The sequence below is a fragment of the Lentilactobacillus senioris DSM 24302 = JCM 17472 genome (assembly GCF_001436555.1).
GTDB lineage: Bacteria > Bacillota > Bacilli > Lactobacillales > Lactobacillaceae > Lentilactobacillus > Lentilactobacillus senioris.
Genome location: NZ_AYZR01000004.1, coordinates 111089 through 129221 on the forward strand (window position 1 = coordinate 111089; position 18133 = coordinate 129221).

Genomic DNA, 18133 nt, shown 5'->3' on the forward strand with positions numbered 1-18133 from the left:
TTACTGGTGTTTTTTTATTGTAAATATCCCACATGCGCCATCGCTGGTACCTTGTCCCATTTTACTGGATAACCAGCACCGTGGGCGCAAAAGACGGAATCCGGGGTGTTAGCGACATCTGCCACTGGGTCGTAATCAGTGTTTGCTACCACTTCGGCTGCGTTATGACATGGCTGGTAACCGGCAAATACGCACTCTAACTGTCCTTGCCCATGAGTATAAGCATTAACATCCTGAGAGTACTCTTGCATCTCAGAAACCGGCGCAGTTCCAACAATCGTAACCATTTCCGCATTACCAGCATTAGTGGGCGCTTCGAAGGTCCCGTTCATTTTTTGAATATCGTTTAAGGCGCGCCCCACTTGGTCACTACCGATCTCCAATCTAAATTGATACCAGGGTTCTAGTAACTGGCACACATTTCGTTGTTTCAATAGCATCAATCCTTGGCGAACTGCTCGCCAGGTAGCTTCACGAAAATCCCCGCCCACGGTATGGACGTTGCTGGCTCTTCCGTTAATCAAGGTGATCTTAACATCGGTCAATGGGGAACCAGTTAGTACGCCCAGTTGTTCCTTAGCAGCTAAATTAGCCATCACTTGATGTTGCCAATTTTTGCCGAGCACGTCTACCGGGCAATCCGCCACGAATTCTAGGCCACTGCCAGCCGGAGCCGGTTCCATCAATAAGTGGACTTCCGCATAATGTCTAAGGGGTTCAAAGTGCCCGACTCCTTCTACGGTTTCGGTAATGGTTTCGCGATATAAAATGCTGCCTTCACCAAATTGCACCTGTAACCCAAACCGGGCTAGCAAAAGCTGTTGTAGTACTTCTAGTTGCACGGCCCCCATCAATTGCACCCGAATTTCTTGCAAATGGCTGTCCCACTGGACGTGCAATTGGGGATCTTCATCTTCGAGTTCCCGTAATGCTGCCAAAGTGGTTTGTAGATCTACGGTTTCGGGTTGGACCGCATAGTTTAAAACCGGTTGGAGCATTGGGCTCAAGGAGTCAACTTGATTGCCTAAGCCTTGGCCGGGATACGTTCCAGTTAAGCCAGTCACAGCGCAAACTTGTCCCGCGTTAATTCGCGTTTGGTTCGCAAACTTAATTCCGTTATATGTTCTTAACTGGTTAATCTTTTGCTTGTCCATTACCATCATTTTCGGTTGTAAGTCGCCACCAGTCACCCTTAACCAGGTTAAGCGCTCACCGTGATCGTCACGAGAAATTTTGAACACCCGCGCGCCAAATTCGCGTTCGGTTCGCGTTTCAAGTGTCCATTTCGCCATTCCAGCCAGTAACTCAGTAACGCCTGCCAACTTCAAGGCTGCGCCAAAATAAACTGGAAAAACTTGGCGGTTTTGAATCAACCGTTGAACGGTTTGCTCGCTCAACTCCCCTACTTCCATGAACTCATCCAACGCTTTTTCGGACTGCATCGCAATTTCTTCTTGAGTTGCCTCAGTTAATTCAGCGGTGTCAAAGGCTACGCAACCATCCGCTAAATTAGTTTGTAAATCTTGTAAAACAGCATTGCGGTCAACTCCGGGCACATCCATTTTATTAACAAAAATGAAGGTTGGAATTTCGTAACGTTCCAGCAGATGCCACAGGGTTCTAGTGTAACCTCTCACCCCATCGGTAGCTGAAACCACCAAGATTGCATAATCTAAAACACTTAAGACCTGCTCCGTTTGGCTAGCAAAATCCATGTGTCCCGGAGTATCTAGCAGTGTTAACGCTAAATCTTCGTATTGCAAGTTGGCTTGATGAGAAAAAATCGTAATACCGCGTTTTTGTTCCAAACTATCAGAATCCAAAAAGGCGTCACCGTTATCCACTCGCCCTAGTTGTCTGACAGTTCCAGTTTGGTACAGCAGTGCCTCTGATAACGTGGTTTTGCCTGCGTCCACGTGGGCCACAATCCCAGTTACAATTTGTTTCATGAAAAAATCTCCTCATGCTTCGATATTCGCTGTCTTTAATTATAACCTGGTTGTCAATTCAGACCGCAAAGGGCTTTGGTGGCCGCCAAATCATTCATGGTGAATAGATGGATCCCAGCAACTTGATGAGTTTGTAAATCTTCAATTTGCCGTTGCGTAAACTCCAATCCCACTTGGCGAAAGGCTACTGGATCGTCACCATATCTGGAAACCAACTGTTCTAACGTTGGCGTTAACGTTAGTCCCATTTTAGTAGTCAAAATCTCGACCAAATGCAAACTCAAAATCGGCATAACTCCGGCCACAATTGGGACGTTAATGCCAGCAGTTTGCGCCCGATCAGTGAAATCATAGAAGACCTGATTATCAAAGAAAACTTGCGAAATTAATCGCTCAGCGCCAACTGCTACCTTCAACTGCAAATACTGCAAATCTGCTGCCAATGAATCAGCTTCCGCATGACCAGCCGGATAACAAGCCGCACTAATTTGAAAATCACCTTGAGTTTTAAGATAGGTAATTAAGTCGCTAGCATGTAAGAAGTCCCCCACTTGTCGATCAGCTTGGTAATCTCCCCGCAACGCCATTATCTGATGGACGTTAATGGTTCTCAATCGTTCTAAAAAGGCGGTAACACTGGCTTTAGTTTCATAGAGGCCAGTCAAATGGGCAATCGCCGGCAGCCCCATTTGGTTTTGCACCCTAGTTAAGGTCACTAAACTAGCCTCTTTAGCAGTTGTGGTCTGCCCGGCACCCAAAGTAACTGCCACCGAAGTGGGCTGTAAATCTGCTAATCCAGCCAACATTTCTTCATAATCCGGCACTTTATCTGGACTACTAGGAGGAACAATTTCTATAGAAAATGACATGAAGAGGCCTCCTTTACAAAAATTAATTGCTTTTATTATAGCAAACCGTCGCCAGTCTAAAATTTCCACGGCGTTTTATTTGTTTCTAAATAACCGCTATGGTACTGTTGGATTAATAAATCACATCCAGTAAGGGAGATAATATTATGGCACAAATTTTAGTAGTTACCACTGAAAATATTCCTGGTAAAAATTATGAAGTAATTGGCGAAGTTTTCGGCTTGACCACCCAATCTAAAAACGTTGTTAAAAACATTGGTGCCGGCCTAAAGAGCGTAATTGGTGGGGAAATTAAAGCCTTCACTGAATTGATGTCTGAAACTCGAGACACCGCCGTTGACAGATTACGACAAAATGCGGCCGCAATGGGCGCTGACGCCGTAGTTATGATGCGTTACGATACCGATTCAATTGATGCGGGGATGGAAACCGTGACTGCGTACGGTACTGCAGTTAAGTTTGTAGACTAACTTTTAATATTAATAAGCCTAATAAAAAGGAACAACTTGACCATTTGGTCGCTGTTCCTTTTTTAATTAATTTTTTGCATGTCCAAGTGTGGAATATCGTCCTCTAAATACACTGCTGACGTGGCTTGAAAGCCAAACGATTCATAAAATTTTTGTAAGTAAGCCTGGGCCTGAATCTTGATTGGGCGTCCAGTAAAATTATCGGCGATCATTTCTAAGGCCGCACTAACAATCTGACGACCTAATCCTTGACCCCGAAATGGTTCAGCAACTAACACGCGGCCAAAGGTAACGTAATCACCCTTATCGATGACTCGCGCATAGGCTTGAATGTGTTCGTGTTCGTGCAAAATAATGTGCCAATCGTTAAAATCAGCATCGTCAACTTCTTGGTAGGGACAGTTTTGTTCCACTACAAAAACCGCCACCCGCTGTTTCATAATTTCAATAAGTTCCGTGCTACTTAATTCTGCTGTTTTTTTAATGGTTAACATTTGATCACCCCTTGAGGCAACAATAAACCATTACTCTGAATTTAACAAATAAAAAACCGATGTTTTGTTAACATCGGTCAAAATATTATTTAGCAATTACCACCACTAGCTTGCATCCCTTTACCAGCAGCATTAAGCACTTCCTGCCCGTTAGCAATTTGGACTGCGTTATCCAAAATATGGGCGTTATCCCTAATTTCAACACTGTGATTCTTGTAATCTAGCGTTAAACCAGATTCAAAAAACATCGTATCGTATTTAGAAGTCCACATGTGAAGGTCAGCGTTATTTTCCATTTTCAATTGATAATCTGGGTCCGGCTGATCCAACACGATAATGGTGAAGTTAGCCCCTAAGCTACAGGACCCACCATTTAGTGAGTACTTGCCCCCAGCGTCATCCGTGATCAAAATCAACTCTTTATCAGTAATTCCTTTAGTCTTAAGGTATTCCAACATTGTTGGTGTTACATTAATTGTTGGCATATTCATTCCTCCTTAGCAATTCACATCAGCAAATTACTTACTAAAAGTTCGTATCAACAACTTATATTCTACTCCCTTTACTGAAAAATGCTAATTTTAACACTTCAGTTTTCATTAATTATTAAGCTTAGCTTTCACATCACTTGGAACTTGGTCCGCTTTCACTTCGTTAGGCCCGTTAATTACTCGTTTTTGAGAAATTTTAGCTTTAACGTATGAGTTAGGAGTAAATGGTTTCGGATCTGAACCCATTAGTTCATATTCCATGTTTTGGACCTTTCCGTCCGTTCTCACAAATTTAAAGTGGTAAACGTACGAATAGGAATTAGAAATGGTCTTACCATTATCGTCCACCGTTTTTTCTCGCGTTGGCACTTTACTACTTACTACTGCGTAAGCCGTATGTCCTTGGTAAGTTTCTTGATAGTAGTTCCAACCAAAATAAGCTAATACTACTACCGCCACTCCCACAATTAGCCAAATTATTTTCTTCATAGTAAATAAACCCTCCTTGGTTTTGATTAATTGTAGCATATCTAAAACAAACAGAAGTGAAGAAACTATCGATAATGATATAATTAAATTAGTACAATCATAACCTGGAGGTCGACTATGAGTGCTTATGTATTCCCCATTGTTTCAGCTTTTTTTACTTTTATTTTTATCGCCTTGCTTGCCGTAATTCCGTATGCCGTATTGCAGTACCGCAAGTATGGTTCCATTTCCAAACTAAAAGTATTAATTGTCTTTAGTTTCAGCTTTTATTTGATTTGTGCCTACTACTTAATTATTTTGCCACTACCTAGCCAAAGCTTTGTTGCTCACTTACATACTCCTTGGATGCAACTAGTTCCTTTCAATGCATTGCATTATTTCATCACTAATACCGTCTTTAGACCGCTAGACCCTAGCACCTACGTTCCCGCCCTTAAGCAAAGTGCCTTTTTGCAACCTTTCTTTAATTTCATGCTCACCGTACCGTTTGGTTTGTATTTACGTTATTTTTGGAAGCTCTCGTTTAAAAAAGTGGTCTTGGCATCCTTTTGCCTTTCCCTCTTTTTTGAATTGACTCAGTTAAGTGGTTTGTACTTTATCTATCCGCGTCCTTACCGATTATTCGACGTTGACGATTTAATTTTAAATACCTTAGGTGGTACCTGCGGTTATTTAATCGAACCCTTATTTGCCAAACTGTTCCCCCCACTTTCTCGGCTCAACTATGATGCTGAACAAAAACGTAATGTCGCTAGTTTTTCTCGCCGAGCTATCGCATTTGTCATTGATTGGATTATTTTATTAATTATTTTTATTGCTTTAGGGTTGTTAGTTCCCCAATTAGGACTGAATAATTACCTAAGCTACTTGGGTGGTGTGTTCATCTACTTCGTAATATTACCTTACTTCAGTAAGGGCACTACGATTGGTAAGGGGGCCGTCAAAATTAGTCTGGTGGCAGAAGACGAATCAGCTGCTGGTTTTTTGCAACTATTGTTCCGGCAGTTCCTATTTTATGGCTTAGCCCTAGGTAACCTTTTTTACTTCATTCCGTTAGTCCTAGTCAAATTCGATTCGGATCGTGGCAGTAGTAGGGCCTTTTACTTTACCATTTTAGCAATTGCTGGTATTGCGTTGTTGCTATTCTTATTGGATATCTTGGTGTTAATGTTTAAGCAAAACAGCAAGATGTTTTATGAACACATGACTAACACTAGAGAAATTGGTCATTAGCTTATTTTTTCAATGTAACATTTATGGCAGCCAAGTTACGAATATAACCTAATTTCATCCAATTGCCATTTTCGACCTAAAGTTGTAAATCTCTCCCAATTGCCTCGTAATATTGACACGTTACAATGTGGTCATCAACTAGAAATGAGGAATTGATTTTGAAATTACCTATTCGTTTAACTTTACTTGCTACCCTTGGATTAATGGGAGCAGGCATCGCTACCACAGATGTGGCAAGCGCCGACACTTATACTCAACCACAAACTACTCAAGCTACTCAAACCTATAATGCTGGATACGCTAATCAAGGTACTAACTATAATTACAACTATAATTATAATTACGCCAATAATAGTTACTCAGCTAATAGCGTAGCAACAAATACTAGTACTGCCAATCAAGCTACGGCTAATACTACCACTACTAGTTCTAACAGTGCCGTAGTTAACTACGCTAAAAAATTAGCTAACATGAACATCCCTTACGTTTGGGGCGGCGCTAGCCTCAGCGGAATGGATTGCTCAGGATTAACTGCTTACGTTTACCAAAACGCAGCTGGCATTAGCTTAGGTCATAATACCGCGGCTCAAGAAGGCCAAGTAACTTACGAAAGCGTTAGTGCTGCTCAACCTGGCGACCTCTTGTTCTGGGGAAGCCAAGGCGCATCTTATCACGTTGCCATCTACATCGGTAACAACCAATACGTAGCTGCACCTCAACCTGGTTCAAATGTAGAAGTAGAAACAATCAGCTCTGCATTCATGCCTAGTTTTGCGGGGAGAGTAAAATAAAGTTTTAAAGTGCTGGAGAGAGAAACTAAATTTCTGAAAGAAATTTTTAGTTGAACCTTCGCAAAGTTGGCTAGAGTTTTGTTTTTTGAAACTCAGCCAACCACTGCGCTCGGGTACTTTCGAGTACCAACTAAAAATTAAATCAATATTCAACCACCGCTAACCACTATTCATCAATGGTTAGCGGTTTTTATTTATTTTCATAAGCTACTTTTTATTACTAAGTAGTTGACGGAACCGCTATTTTGTATTCCTATGTACCGGTACTTAGGAATAACAAGTAGCGACCCACTACTTCGTTCAATTGAAATTCAGTTATCTTAGCTACTAAGCAACACTTATTAGGAGAACTCATGAAAGATATTACGGAAATGTTGAAGGGCGTCCTCGAAGGCGTCATTTTAGAAATTATTAGTCGCGGCGAAACCTACGGCTATGAAATCACCAAAACCATTCAGGATCTCGGATTTGAAGATATCGTCGAAGGCACCGTCTATACGGTATTAATCAGACTAGAAAAAAATGACTGGGTGAACACCGTCAAACGCAAAAGTGACATCGGCCCCATGCGCAAATTTTATTCCCTTAACGAAACTGGTCGCAAAGAACTCGCTCGTTTCTGGGATAAATGGGGCTTCTTGACTGACCGACTCAAGGAATTAAAGGGGAAAGCATAATGTTTAAAAAAGAATATTGGAATTTAAAAGCCCTCCATCAAAAGAAGTTACAATACCAAGCAGCAATGGACCGAGTAAAGCAACTACCTCCAGACTATCAGCAAGCGTTTCAACAAATTAGTGACTACCTAATGGCTAATTACGGCGGGTTCGATGGCTTCGACTTAATGGATGCCCAAGTAAATCTCATTGACTTATTTAGTGAAGTAGCAGCTCAACAAACCCCCGTCGCAGAATTCATCGGCCCGGACATCGCAGCATTTGCTCATGACTGGGGCGAATCCATGAACGTGCCTAACTGGACGGAGAATTACCAACAGAAAAAACAAGCAAAAATCAACCAACGAATTAACAAAAAACTAGGGGGTAAATAACATGAGTTTATTTCAACGTTTCACCAAAATGCGGGCAGATAAACGAGAATGGCGCGCTCAAATGAAACGAGTTCACGCCATGCCCAAAGATTATCAGGTCGTCTACAAAGAAGTAGAAAAATACCTCTTCACCTTCGCTGGTGGTTCTGGCCTAGACACAATCGCCGGCCTTTACCAACTAATCGATTTTCTTCAAGATGGCGTGGATAACCATATTCCGGTTTTAGATTATGTCGGAACTAACGTAGGTGAATTTGCCGAAAACTTCCGGCAATCATTGCAAACCAAATTCTGGGCTGAAGACTGGAAAAACGATATGCAAAAACGGGTGCACGCTAAACTAAATAAAGCGAGCCATTCTCATCAAAGAAAATAGCCCGCTATCTTTAGTATTATGGTAAATCATTTCCGGCCGCAAAATAAACATCGTACCATTCTTGTTTTGTCAATTCGATGTCTGCACCAGCAGCACTGTCGGCGATGTGCTCCGGAGTCATGGTTCCCAATAACACTTGCATGTTAGCTGGGTGCCGTAAAATCCAGGCCACCGCAATACCATTTTTACTAGTATGGTATTTTTCAGCTAGTTTCGCCAGTAGATCATTGAGTTCTTGGTACTTAGGACTATCAATAAAGGTCCCTTCAAACATTCCGTATTGGAATGGAGACCAGGCTTGAATGGTCAAACCCTTTCGCCGGGCAAATTCTAATAGACCGCCATCATGGTCAATCGACCGCTCATCTTTCATATTAGTATGCATCCCAAAATCAACCATCCCAGTGTGAGCAATGCTAAATTGCAATTGATTAATCAGTAGCTTTTGGCTGACTGCTTCTTGAACCAGCATGAATTGTTGTGGATTAAAGTTAGATACCCCAAAGTGTCGGACTTTACCAGCCATTTGCAATTCATCAAATGCCGCCGCAATTTGATCTGGTTCCATCAAAGGATCAGGCCGGTGTAATAGAAAGGAATCCAAATAATCAATTTGCATCCGTTCCAAAATACCATCAACGGCTTCTAAAATGTGTTGCTTAGAAAAATCGTAACGTTGACCAAAAACAAAACTACCGTGACTACGAGCAGGGTCGGTAACAATTCCACCCTTGGATTGGATAAACAATTTATCACGAGCAATTCCGGATTGCTTCAAAGCTTGACCAAAGTTTTCCTCTGACTTGCCCATTCCGTAAATATCAGCAGAATCAACAAAGTTAATTCCAGCATCTACTGCCGTTTGTAGTGATTTGGTAGCGTCATCCACGGATAAAGCTTCCATACGCATAATCCCTAAAGCAACCGCAGAAGCAGTCCAGTTGGTGTTACCCATTTTTACTTGCTTCATAATTTTGGCCTCCTAATGTCTAATCTAATTTTCATTGTAAAAGTCCGACAATGGAAATACAAGAAGGGACATTTTTATACCCAGTATACTTTGAAGTGCCCTTATCCAGTAAATAATTGTCCTAACCGATTTAATTTATCTTGCTTATCTAACATAGTAGCTTCATCGGGCTCACAGGTCGGATGTTTCAATTGGTATTGATCATTCATATTAACGTAACCCCAAGAACACATCACATCTAATAACGGAAATAAACTTTTCCCTAGTTCAGTTACGCTGTAATTTACCTGTACCGGTGCAGTTGGAATCACTTCTCGCTTAATAATTTGATCATCTTCTAATTCTCGTAATTGCGCCGTGACCGTTTTTTTCGGAGCAGTTTCTAGATACCGCAAAATTTCACTGTAGCGCTTAGTTCCTTGCGTTTGCAACAGGTGTAAAATCAAAGGTTTCCATTTACCACCGATTACGTTTAAGGTAACTTCAATTTCACTTAAAACTTCTTTAGCCATTGGATATTGTTTTCTCCTTATTTGCACTCTTGACTGGCAACGCCTGTAAAAAGACCGTCGCCAAAATTAATATAGACCCAATTAATTCAATACCACTCATTTTTACTCCTAGTAATAAAATTGCTAGAGTGGTTGCCGTTAGGGGTTCTAGTGAACTAAGCATTCCCGTAGTTGCTGGTGCAATGTAGTTCAAACTTTGAAGGTAGAATAGATATGAAAAAATGGTTCCAAAAATAATAATATACCCAATTGCTACCAACTCTGGCCCCGCAAATGAATGGGGCACCTGGGTGGCAACGATTGGTAAAAAGGGAATGCTACCAACTAACATTCCCCACCCCACTACTAATTTAGCGTCGTATTTTTGCAGTAACGATCGGGGAATTAAGGTGTAACTAGCTTGGCTAACTCCAGATAATAATCCCCAGATTACTGCTAGAGGTGCTAACGAGAGGGAATTTAAATGCCCCTTAGTAACTAACAAGAAAGTTCCCGTAAGCGCTACTAATATGGAAATAGCATCAATTCTGCGTGGTAATTGGTGCTGGCTAATAGCCAGATAAATAATAATATACAGTGGCCCAGTAAATTGCAAAATAGTAGCAGTGGCCGCATTACCGGCTTGAATAGCCATAAAATACGATAGTTGGGATGCCAACATACCAAAAACGGCAAAAGCAATTAACTGGCGGCGATCGGCTTTATTTCGCCAAATCTGCCAAGCAGCTTTGCCATTTTGCAGAGTACTAATTGTCACCAACAGCAATCCGGCAAATAATAGCCGGACCCCCACGATCCATACTGGGGTAATTACAAAGTTGTTAAATAAGTACTGGGCTACCGTACCAGAAATTCCCCATAAGATAGAACCCCCCACGGCTAGGGAAATTCCCTCAAATTTATTAGACTTCATTGAACCCTCCTAACACGGCTTTTAAAATTGGTATAAACAGCTAAAAGCCGAAATGAAACATCAATTTTCAGTCTAACAAAAATTTGGTATAGATTAAACCTCCAGACTAAAAGAAACCCTCAACTGAGGGTTTCTTTTAGTCTAAGACAAATTTATGGATAGCTTCGGCTACCCCATTTTCATAATCAGCCGTGGTTACGTAATCGGCCACTGCCTTTACTTCGGGAATTCCGTTAGCCACTGATACCGCTAAGCCCGCAGCCTTAAGCATGGCCAAGTCATTGGAATTATCCCCTAACGCCATAATTTCGTCCGCTTTAATTCCCAACCGACTAGCTAAATCCAATACTGCCTTGCCTTTATCAACTCCACCATGGTTAACTTCCACGTAGATACCAGAAGAATAAGTAATATTAACCGTTCCTTGTAAATTACGCTCAATTGCAGCATACATCTGGTGACGCACCTCTTCAGCTGGATTCATCGCAATTACTTTCATAATGGGTTGATCGCTGAACTGTTCAAAATTCGAGGTGGTCATTTCGGTAAACGTCACCCCACGCGTTTGCATATAACGGCGGTCATCATCTCTTAACCGGTAAATGTAGAGCTGATCAATAGTGTAAACATGGACGCTAGTATTCGGAAACTCCAAAAAAGTCGCAAACACTTTCCGCGCTTCGTCATAAGTTAACGCATTACTAATAATCACTTGGTTGCCAGCATTTTCTACTACCGCGCCACCATTATATGAAATTACATATTCATTAACTCGTTGTTTTAATCCTAGTTGTTCTAATAAAGGTTGAACCGTCAAAAAATTACGCCCGGTATTAGGAACAAATTTAACGCCCATTTTAGTAGCTGCTTTAATGGCTGCCACATTATCTGCCGAGATAGAACCATCTGCTCGTAATAGAGTTTCATCCAAATCGCTAGTTATCAGTTTATACATATTTATCCTCCATTTTTAACTACCAAAAAATTCATAAATGAAATATTTTTGTACTATATGTTAGGTTAAAAGTATACCACTTAATAAATAAAATAAATTAATCACAATTAATTGTGACAATAAGATTTGAATATAGCCACTTTATCTTCCACAATAGTTATACCGTCAAATAGAATCAAAATCCACTTAGGACATACTTTTTTCATCGTTTATATATTAATAATTAAAAATATGAGCTATTTAATTGCAAAGTTTTTTTTAAGATGCCATAATGTAATCGTTTAAAGCATAGAGCTAAATTTTGATGAGTTGTCTGTCAGCATTTTGTTATACTTGATAATAGTGGCTTTGCAGCAGTTCACGACTACATATCTTATCGTTTCTGTTGCCAGACTGACTGTTTTAATATATAATGCTGTGTTGTCAGTTATGTTTATCGTTTTTTAAATAAAAATTCAAATAAAAAACATTTTTACTTGTCAAAACGACAAACTCATGTGATAATTAATGTGATTTAGGATACTATGAATTTTTTTAGTATTCTGAAGATCATGTTTATATATATTTTAGGAGGAATGTACATTATGAAGTCTACATTGAAGAATTCATTATTTGTTGGTTTAGCTGCCCTTGGTTTTGTAACCTTAGCTGGCGCTGCTAATGCTAACAATGCAAGTGCCGCTACTACTACTAACGGCTTCCATCAATTAACTGGGGTTAACGCTAACCAACGTAACGTTTCATTTACTGGTAGCAACGATCTTTTATCTGCACCTAAATACAACAGTAAAGTTGTTGCATCAACTACTACTCTTCGCAAGCTTGCTGCTTCCGATAACAGTAAAGACAACTTCCGTGCTTACGGTTACACTGTAAACAGCCGTGGTTCAGTTTACTACAAGATCGTTAGCTTTGATAAGCAATACCGTGGTTGGATTTACGGTGGTAAAACTGTAAACAACTTTGGTGGTGGCGTTGCTAAATACACTACTTCAAACGAAACTGCTGCAACTTCAACTGAAAAGGCAAACACTTACGTATTTGCAAAACCAGGTACTACCAATGATGGTAACTCTGTTACATACGTTGCCCCTGCTTACACTCAATACAAGATCGGCCGTAAAGTAATGGACACCACTGATTACAAGAACGACAAGTTGAAAGTTACTAAAGCTGCAACTCGTACTCGTGAAGGAGATCGTTGGTTATACGTAACTGATGGCGCTCACCCAGAAGTTAACGGCTGGATCAAGTCAACTGGTCTTAAGAACTACAAGTCAGAAGGCGTTAACCAAACTACTGCTAGCATGGTATTCAACTACTCAAACTACGATGTAGCTGGCCAAAAGACTACTAGCACTATTTCAAACATCAGCGGCTTACGTTTGTTGTTCAACTCAAACGTAAACTTCACTGACGCTGTTAATACATTTAACCGTGATGCAAGTGTTAAGGGTAACAAGTCAGACATTCTTTCACGTAGCGACCTTCTTGCCGCACTTAAGAAAGACGGCTTGTCAACTGTTTACATGAAGATCACACCAACCTTGTTGCCACGTATCCCAGGTGGTATCTTAGATCACCTTGACAACACTGGTATCTTCATGAAGTTCAACATCGATACTGATGCTCTTCCACAAAACGTTCACTACGGTGATAACATTCGTCTTTCATACACTATCGAACCACAAAACTTGTATGTAAAGGCCCCAATTCAAACTATCATTGCTGACAACACTAAGAACTCTGACGGTTACTACGCTGTTCCTATGAACAACGACGTTATCCGTAGCATCGTTAGTGGTTTAGCTACTATTGAATTCTAATTTTTAAATTAGTATTGTTATAACCATTACTGAAATATAAAAATGGAAAAAGGAAACATCTTACGATGTTTCCTTTTTTTATCCACAAAAAAACCAGCCAAAGATAACTTTGGCTGGTTTTCTCTTACAAGTGATCAGAACTTGTCTCCACTAAGGAGCAAGGCTGACACTTTAAGATTAGAATAGTAATTCAAAAAGTATCACCCCCTTTTCCATTTGATGACCTCATATTAATCTCAAATCATTCAAAATGCAACTCAAATGCTTCATATTATTATCCTCATTTTTTTAGTGTTAAACTGCCAGTAAGGAGGTGTTCGGATGCAAACTTTTTATGATTTTACTGAAACTGAAATGAGTGGTCAGTCCATTAACTTTAAGGACTATCAAGGTCTGGCTATTCTAGGACTACCTTCCAATCAATTTCACCAGGAGCTAAAAACTGATGAAGAAACAGCAGAATACTGTGCTGTCCATTACGGTGTCACCTTCCCAATGACGCGTAAAATCCGGGTAAATGGGGCAGATGCCGATCCTTTATTTACTTATTTAAAGGAACAAACTAACTCTGGCCGCATTAGTTGGAATTTCACCAAATTTTTAATCGATCGCAATGGTCAAGTCGTGAAACGTTATTCTCCTAGAACCAAGCCAGGAGAGATTTTACCAGATATATTAGCAGAACTAAAAAAATAATTTGGAGGCCAAGATTTATCAAGAATCTTGGCTTTTATCTATCAGTAACCATTGACATCCCCTTAACCAATCCGCAAACTTAAGGTAGCTTACTTTTTAATGAAGGAGAACAACTTTTATGACTTGGCTCATCCTTATTTTGGCCGCCTTTTTAGGTGCCCTAGTCCAAGGTCTTACTGGATTTGGTTCTGTGATCATCATGATGATTTTTCTGCCATCCATTTTACCAATGACTCAAGCAGCCGGTATCGGTGGCGTCATCATGTTTAGTAGTGTTTTAACCCTAACAATTCGTTATCGGCATGAATTTAAGCTCAAACGAGTACTACCACCATTTATTGTGTACGCCGCTGTAGCAACTTGGTCCGTTCACCTTAGTAGCGTTTTAGATACGCATATCTTGCGGTTGATGCTTGGCGGACTATTAGTAGCATTATGCATTTATTTTACTTTTTCCAAAACCGCCGGCAGTCAAAAATATCCCCTTTGGATTGCGTTAATTTTTATGGTAATCTCTGGCTTCTTTAACGGTTTATTTGGAATCGGCGGTCCGTTAATGGCCCTTTACTTCTTATCACTTTCGGACTCAATGCCGGATTACTTAGGTAATATCCAGGGCTTTTTCTTAATTGATGCCATCTATATCACTGCCATTCGGGTCTTTAACGGTATTTTAGGTACCGCAGAAATTCCAGATATCATTGTTGGTATGCTGGCAGCTACCGTTGGGACAATGGTAGCCACTAGACTATCTGCTCGCTGGAACTTGGAAACGATAAAACCATTTATCTATGGGTTCATCGGGTTGAGTGGTATTTATTATTTATTTTTCTAAACACTCAAAAAGGAATGCTTCAAAGTTATTAGAACTTTGAGTGCATCCCTTTTTATTTATTCTTCAAATCTTCAATCGAATTAATATTGGTCATGTACTTAGGAACTGCTAACCCTACCCGGGCCCCCTTTAAATTAGGACCTAGATCAACAAATTTTCCCTGGTAATCATGATAATACTTAGCTGACGTAGTTGGTAACCATGCAGCTACCTGAGCATCCGCAACGTTAGTAGCAATTGATGCCCACATTGGTTGCATTTCCATTGCTTGAGTAGTGACGTTGTAGCCTAAGCTACGAAGGACTTCTGCCACTACATTAGTAGAAGCAATTTCTGAATCCCAAGCTACGTAAGTTAATTTAATGGTTGGCTTACCAGCTACTTTCCGAATTCCCTGAGTCCAAGTGCGGACTTTGCTAGGATTAGCCTTAATCCACTCTTGAGCCGCCTTTTGCGGATCTTTTCCGTTATTGATTTGCATCATTACTTGAGACATTTCTGCTGGCGTCCAGTTAAACCGATCCAACATTTGATAGGCTTGGGGTTGCTCTTTTTGCAATCCTTTACGCACAATGGTGTGGATACTTTCAGTTTTACCGTAAACCTGTTTAGGATCTTTTAAAAATTTGATTGGGTACTTGGTAAACATCCAGTGAGGCTGCCAACCAGTAATCACAATTGGCTGTTTATGCTTAATGGCTTTGTCTAGGGTACTGGTCATTGCGGCTGTTGAACTAGTTTGCAGTTGCCAATTATTTTGGGTTAAACCGTATTTACTTAATGCCGTTTGGGTTGAGGCCATAATTCCAGCCCCTGCGTCAATTCCCGTGATGGTGTAATTAATTTGCGGACCCAATTTTTGCTTAGCATTGTATTTAGGAACTTTGGTGCTACAGCCACTTAACAAAACGACCAACGTTAGAATCACTGGTAATAAAAAGGTTAATTTCTTTTTCACATTCACCCTCCTATTTATTCTGAGATTTGTTGAAGGCTTGAGTTACCCGATCCAAAATAATTGCTAAGATTACAATTGCGAAACCAGCGGTGAACCCGCTTCCGGCGTCATTACGACCCACAGCAAAGTAAACTTTGGTTCCTAAGCCCATTGCCCCAATCATTGAAGCAATTACGACCATTGAAAGTGATAACATCATACTTTGATTTACTCCGGCCATAATGGTGGATTTAGCAATTGGTAGTTGAACCTGAGTAAGGGTTTGCCAACTAGTGGAGCCAAACGAATCGGCCGCTTCAATCAAATCACCCGGCACTTGGCGGATTCCTAAGTTAGTCATTCGTACTGTAGGCGGCATCGCAAAAATAACCGAAGCCACTACCCCAGGAGCCATCCCAATTCCAAAAAATGCTACGGCAGGAATTAGATAAACAAAGGCCGGCATCGTTTGCATGAAGTCCAAAATCGGATTCACAATAGTTTTCACCTTGTTACTTTTAGCCATCCAAATCCCTAGTGGAATCCCAATTACAATTGCAATCAGACTAGAGGTTAGGACCAGCGTAAGGGTTTGAGTCATGTCCCGCCAATAACCCTGATTAGCGATGTACCAGAAACCTAGCACTTCTAAAATTATTAAACTCCACTTTTGTTTCTTACGGTTAGCATACAAAGTAATTGCCACAATCACTACCACAAATAACCATTCTGGTAGCAAGTCAAATACCCACTGAAACGAGTTGATAATTGCGTTTAAAAAGTTGGTAATCCCTTGAAAGAACCCTTCAAATTGGGTTAGCCAGTTAACAAATTCGTTCACCCATTGGGCCAGTGGTAACTTAGGTAAATTAAACATGTTCTACACCTCCATTACCGTTTAATGCGTCTAAGATGGCACCCCGAATAATAATTCCCCGCAACCGTTGCTTGTCATCTAAGACCGCAATAGGAACCGGAGAATGTGAAGCCTCGTCCATCATTTCTTTTAATGGCGTATCTAGTTCTACCGTGGGAACGTCGTGCTTCAAAATTCCGCTTAAAGAACGATTATTATCCTTAATCAATTGAATAACATCCGCCGAATCGATCAAGCCCACCATTTGATGCTTATTATCAATCACATAGAGACTGGAAATTTCGTTTTCTCTCATTCGGCGTAAAGCCAATCGGGGACCATCCTTTTCGATATTGACCGTTACTGGTCTAATCATAACCTTACTTGCGGTTAGCACCTTACTACGATCGACGTCTTCAATAAACCGTTCCACATAGTCATTGGCTGGATGGGTCAAGATGTCTTCAGGCGAGCCGATTTGGACAATTTCACCATCGCGCATAATCATAATATGATCTCCAATTCTCAAAGCCTCGTTAAGGTCATGGGAAATAAAGATAATGGTTTTTTGCATATTTTCTTGTAAATCTAACAGTTCGTTTTGCATTTCTTTGCGGTTAAGGGGGTCCAAAGCAGAAAAGGCTTCATCCATCAATAAAATTTCCGGATCGTTAGCCAATGCTCTAGCCAGCCCTACTCGCTGCTGCATTCCCCCAGAAAGTTGAGTGGGATATTGATCGTTGTAGCCGGTTAAGCCCACCATTTCGAGAGCTTCACTAGCCTTTTGTTGCCTAGTAGCTTTATCTACTCCTTGTATCTCCAAACCATATTCGGCATTTTCTAAGACCGTTCGGTTCGGTAACAGCGCAAAATTTTGAAACACCATACTCATTTTATGGCGGCGCATTTCTCTTAATTCATCTTTATTCATGTCCATTACGTCCTTGCCATCTAAAATGACTTGGCCGCTAGTAGGATCAATTAGCCGATTGAGCATTCTAATCGTAGTGGATTTACCACTACCAGAAAGGCCCATAATCACAAATATTTCTCCGTCTTCCACCGTAAAATTGGCTCGATCGACTCCGATCGTAGCTCCAGTTTCCTTCAAAATATCTGCTTTGCTAGCTCCATCCGCGAGGAGTTTCTTGGCCTTATTGACCCGTTTTCCAAAAATTTTAGTTAAGTTCTTAACCTCTACTTTAGTAGTCAAGCAACAACCTCCTTAAGTTATAACTTTGGCCCTTGAGACCAATATACAAAAAAGAACTCATCCAATTAGATAAGTTCTTTTTTTAAAACGTATATACTACCCTAACATAAATAAAATAGTCTGTAAAATTAGCCTGTTTATTTATAAAAGTAAACTTTTTCACAACCAATCCCCCAAAATTCAAATTATTTTTTCCTTAAAGTCTAA

Annotated in this window: 21 protein-coding genes; 9 read left to right on the plus strand and 12 right to left on the minus strand. The window is 40.5% G+C overall.

From position 1 onward, the window contains the following. Positions 1-14: 14 nt before the first annotated feature. Positions 15-1949: an elongation factor G gene (locus FC56_RS00830; RefSeq protein WP_056977370.1), complete on the minus strand. Its 1935-nt coding sequence runs from the start codon at positions 1947-1949 to the stop codon at positions 15-17. Positions 1950-2002: 53 nt separating this feature from the next. Then, positions 2003-2818, minus strand: a complete 816-nt coding sequence (locus FC56_RS00835; protein ID WP_056977373.1) for a methylenetetrahydrofolate reductase — start codon at positions 2816-2818, stop codon at positions 2003-2005. A gap of 146 nt (positions 2819-2964) precedes the next feature. On the opposite strand from FC56_RS00835, the gene FC56_RS00840 reads away from it, so the two are divergent. After that, entirely contained in the window at positions 2965-3288 is a 324-nt protein-coding gene (locus FC56_RS00840; RefSeq protein ID WP_056977375.1) for a heavy metal-binding domain-containing protein, read from the plus strand. Positions 3289-3350: 62 nt separating this feature from the next. Here the strand turns inward: FC56_RS00840 and FC56_RS00845 are convergent, their stop codons facing one another. The 3 genes from FC56_RS00845 to FC56_RS00855 form a co-directional block, all read right to left on the minus strand. After that, positions 3351-3782, minus strand: coding sequence for a GNAT family N-acetyltransferase (locus FC56_RS00845; RefSeq protein WP_056977377.1), 432 nt, complete (start codon positions 3780-3782; stop codon positions 3351-3353). An 89-nt stretch (positions 3783-3871) separates the two neighbouring features. Further along, positions 3872-4267, minus strand: a complete 396-nt coding sequence (locus tag FC56_RS00850) for an iron-sulfur cluster biosynthesis family protein (RefSeq protein ID WP_054670327.1) — start codon at positions 4265-4267, stop codon at positions 3872-3874. Positions 4268-4381: 114 nt separating this feature from the next. Next, positions 4382-4762: a DUF1093 domain-containing protein gene (locus FC56_RS00855; RefSeq protein ID WP_054670324.1), complete on the minus strand. Its 381-nt coding sequence runs from the start codon at positions 4760-4762 to the stop codon at positions 4382-4384. 117 nt (positions 4763-4879) lie between these two features. Between FC56_RS00855 and FC56_RS00860 the strand changes: the two genes are divergently transcribed. The 5 genes from FC56_RS00860 (at position 4880) to FC56_RS00880 (ending at position 8213) form a co-directional block, all read left to right on the plus strand. Then, the gene (locus FC56_RS00860; protein WP_056977379.1) at positions 4880-5995 is read left to right on the plus strand and encodes a VanZ family protein; all 1116 of its coding nucleotides are present in this window, start codon (positions 4880-4882) and stop codon (positions 5993-5995) included. A 158-nt stretch (positions 5996-6153) separates the two neighbouring features. Beyond that, on the plus strand, positions 6154-6786 hold the full coding sequence (locus tag FC56_RS00865) for a C40 family peptidase (RefSeq protein ID WP_225425393.1): 633 nt from the start codon (positions 6154-6156) through the stop codon (positions 6784-6786). A 353-nt stretch (positions 6787-7139) separates the two neighbouring features. Further along, positions 7140-7463 carry a PadR family transcriptional regulator gene (locus FC56_RS00870; protein ID WP_056977382.1) on the plus strand — a complete coding sequence of 108 codons (324 nt, stop codon included), beginning with the start codon at positions 7140-7142 and terminating at the stop codon, positions 7461-7463. After that, on the plus strand, positions 7463-7837 hold the full coding sequence (locus FC56_RS00875) for a DUF1048 domain-containing protein (RefSeq protein ID WP_056977383.1): 375 nt from the start codon (positions 7463-7465) through the stop codon (positions 7835-7837). Before FC56_RS00870 ends, FC56_RS00875 begins: the two co-directional genes overlap by 1 nt. 1 nt (position 7838) lies before the next feature. Further along, positions 7839-8213, plus strand: a complete 375-nt coding sequence (locus FC56_RS00880; protein WP_054670307.1) for a DUF1048 domain-containing protein — start codon at positions 7839-7841, stop codon at positions 8211-8213. A gap of 16 nt (positions 8214-8229) precedes the next feature. On the opposite strand, the gene FC56_RS00885 is transcribed toward FC56_RS00880, so the two are convergent. The 4 genes from FC56_RS00885 to FC56_RS00900 form a co-directional block, all read right to left on the minus strand. Beyond that, the gene (locus FC56_RS00885; RefSeq protein ID WP_056977385.1) at positions 8230-9183 is read right to left on the minus strand and encodes an aldo/keto reductase; all 954 of its coding nucleotides are present in this window, start codon (positions 9181-9183) and stop codon (positions 8230-8232) included. A 101-nt stretch (positions 9184-9284) separates the two neighbouring features. Beyond that, a complete protein-coding gene (locus FC56_RS00890; RefSeq protein WP_054670300.1) occupies positions 9285-9695 on the minus strand; it encodes a winged helix-turn-helix transcriptional regulator in 411 nt (136 codons plus the stop codon). Next, a complete protein-coding gene (locus FC56_RS00895) occupies positions 9688-10608 on the minus strand; it encodes an EamA family transporter (RefSeq protein WP_056977386.1) in 921 nt (306 codons plus the stop codon). The genes FC56_RS00890 and FC56_RS00895 overlap by 8 nt, the downstream gene beginning before the upstream one ends. 136 nt (positions 10609-10744) lie before the next feature. Further along, positions 10745-11563, minus strand: a complete 819-nt coding sequence (locus tag FC56_RS00900; protein WP_056977389.1) for a Cof-type HAD-IIB family hydrolase — start codon at positions 11561-11563, stop codon at positions 10745-10747. Between the two features lie 584 nt (positions 11564-12147). Between FC56_RS00900 and FC56_RS00905 the strand changes: the two genes are divergently transcribed. The 3 genes from FC56_RS00905 (at position 12148) to FC56_RS00915 (ending at position 14920) form a co-directional block, all read left to right on the plus strand. Then, complete coding sequence (locus FC56_RS00905; protein ID WP_056977391.1) at positions 12148-13389, plus strand: hypothetical protein; 1242 nt, start codon at positions 12148-12150, stop codon at positions 13387-13389. A gap of 321 nt (positions 13390-13710) precedes the next feature. Further along, on the plus strand, positions 13711-14085 hold the full coding sequence (locus tag FC56_RS00910; protein ID WP_056977393.1) for a glutathione peroxidase: 375 nt from the start codon (positions 13711-13713) through the stop codon (positions 14083-14085). A 118-nt stretch (positions 14086-14203) separates the two neighbouring features. Next, the gene (locus tag FC56_RS00915) at positions 14204-14920 is read left to right on the plus strand and encodes a sulfite exporter TauE/SafE family protein (protein WP_054670285.1); all 717 of its coding nucleotides are present in this window, start codon (positions 14204-14206) and stop codon (positions 14918-14920) included. A gap of 52 nt (positions 14921-14972) precedes the next feature. On the opposite strand, the gene FC56_RS00920 is transcribed toward FC56_RS00915, so the two are convergent. The 3 genes from FC56_RS00920 to FC56_RS00930 are packed head-to-tail and all read right to left on the minus strand — an operon-like array spanning position 14973 to position 17926. Further along, positions 14973-15878 (minus strand): glycine betaine ABC transporter substrate-binding protein, encoded by a 906-nt coding sequence (locus FC56_RS00920; protein WP_056977395.1) that lies wholly within the window; start codon positions 15876-15878, stop codon positions 14973-14975. Positions 15879-15888: 10 nt separating this feature from the next. Then, the gene (locus FC56_RS00925; RefSeq protein WP_056977398.1) at positions 15889-16734 is read right to left on the minus strand and encodes an ABC transporter permease; all 846 of its coding nucleotides are present in this window, start codon (positions 16732-16734) and stop codon (positions 15889-15891) included. Continuing rightward, complete coding sequence (locus tag FC56_RS00930) at positions 16727-17926, minus strand: quaternary amine ABC transporter ATP-binding protein (RefSeq protein WP_056977400.1); 1200 nt, start codon at positions 17924-17926, stop codon at positions 16727-16729. The genes FC56_RS00925 and FC56_RS00930 overlap by 8 nt, the downstream gene beginning before the upstream one ends. Positions 17927-18133 lie beyond the last annotated feature (207 nt).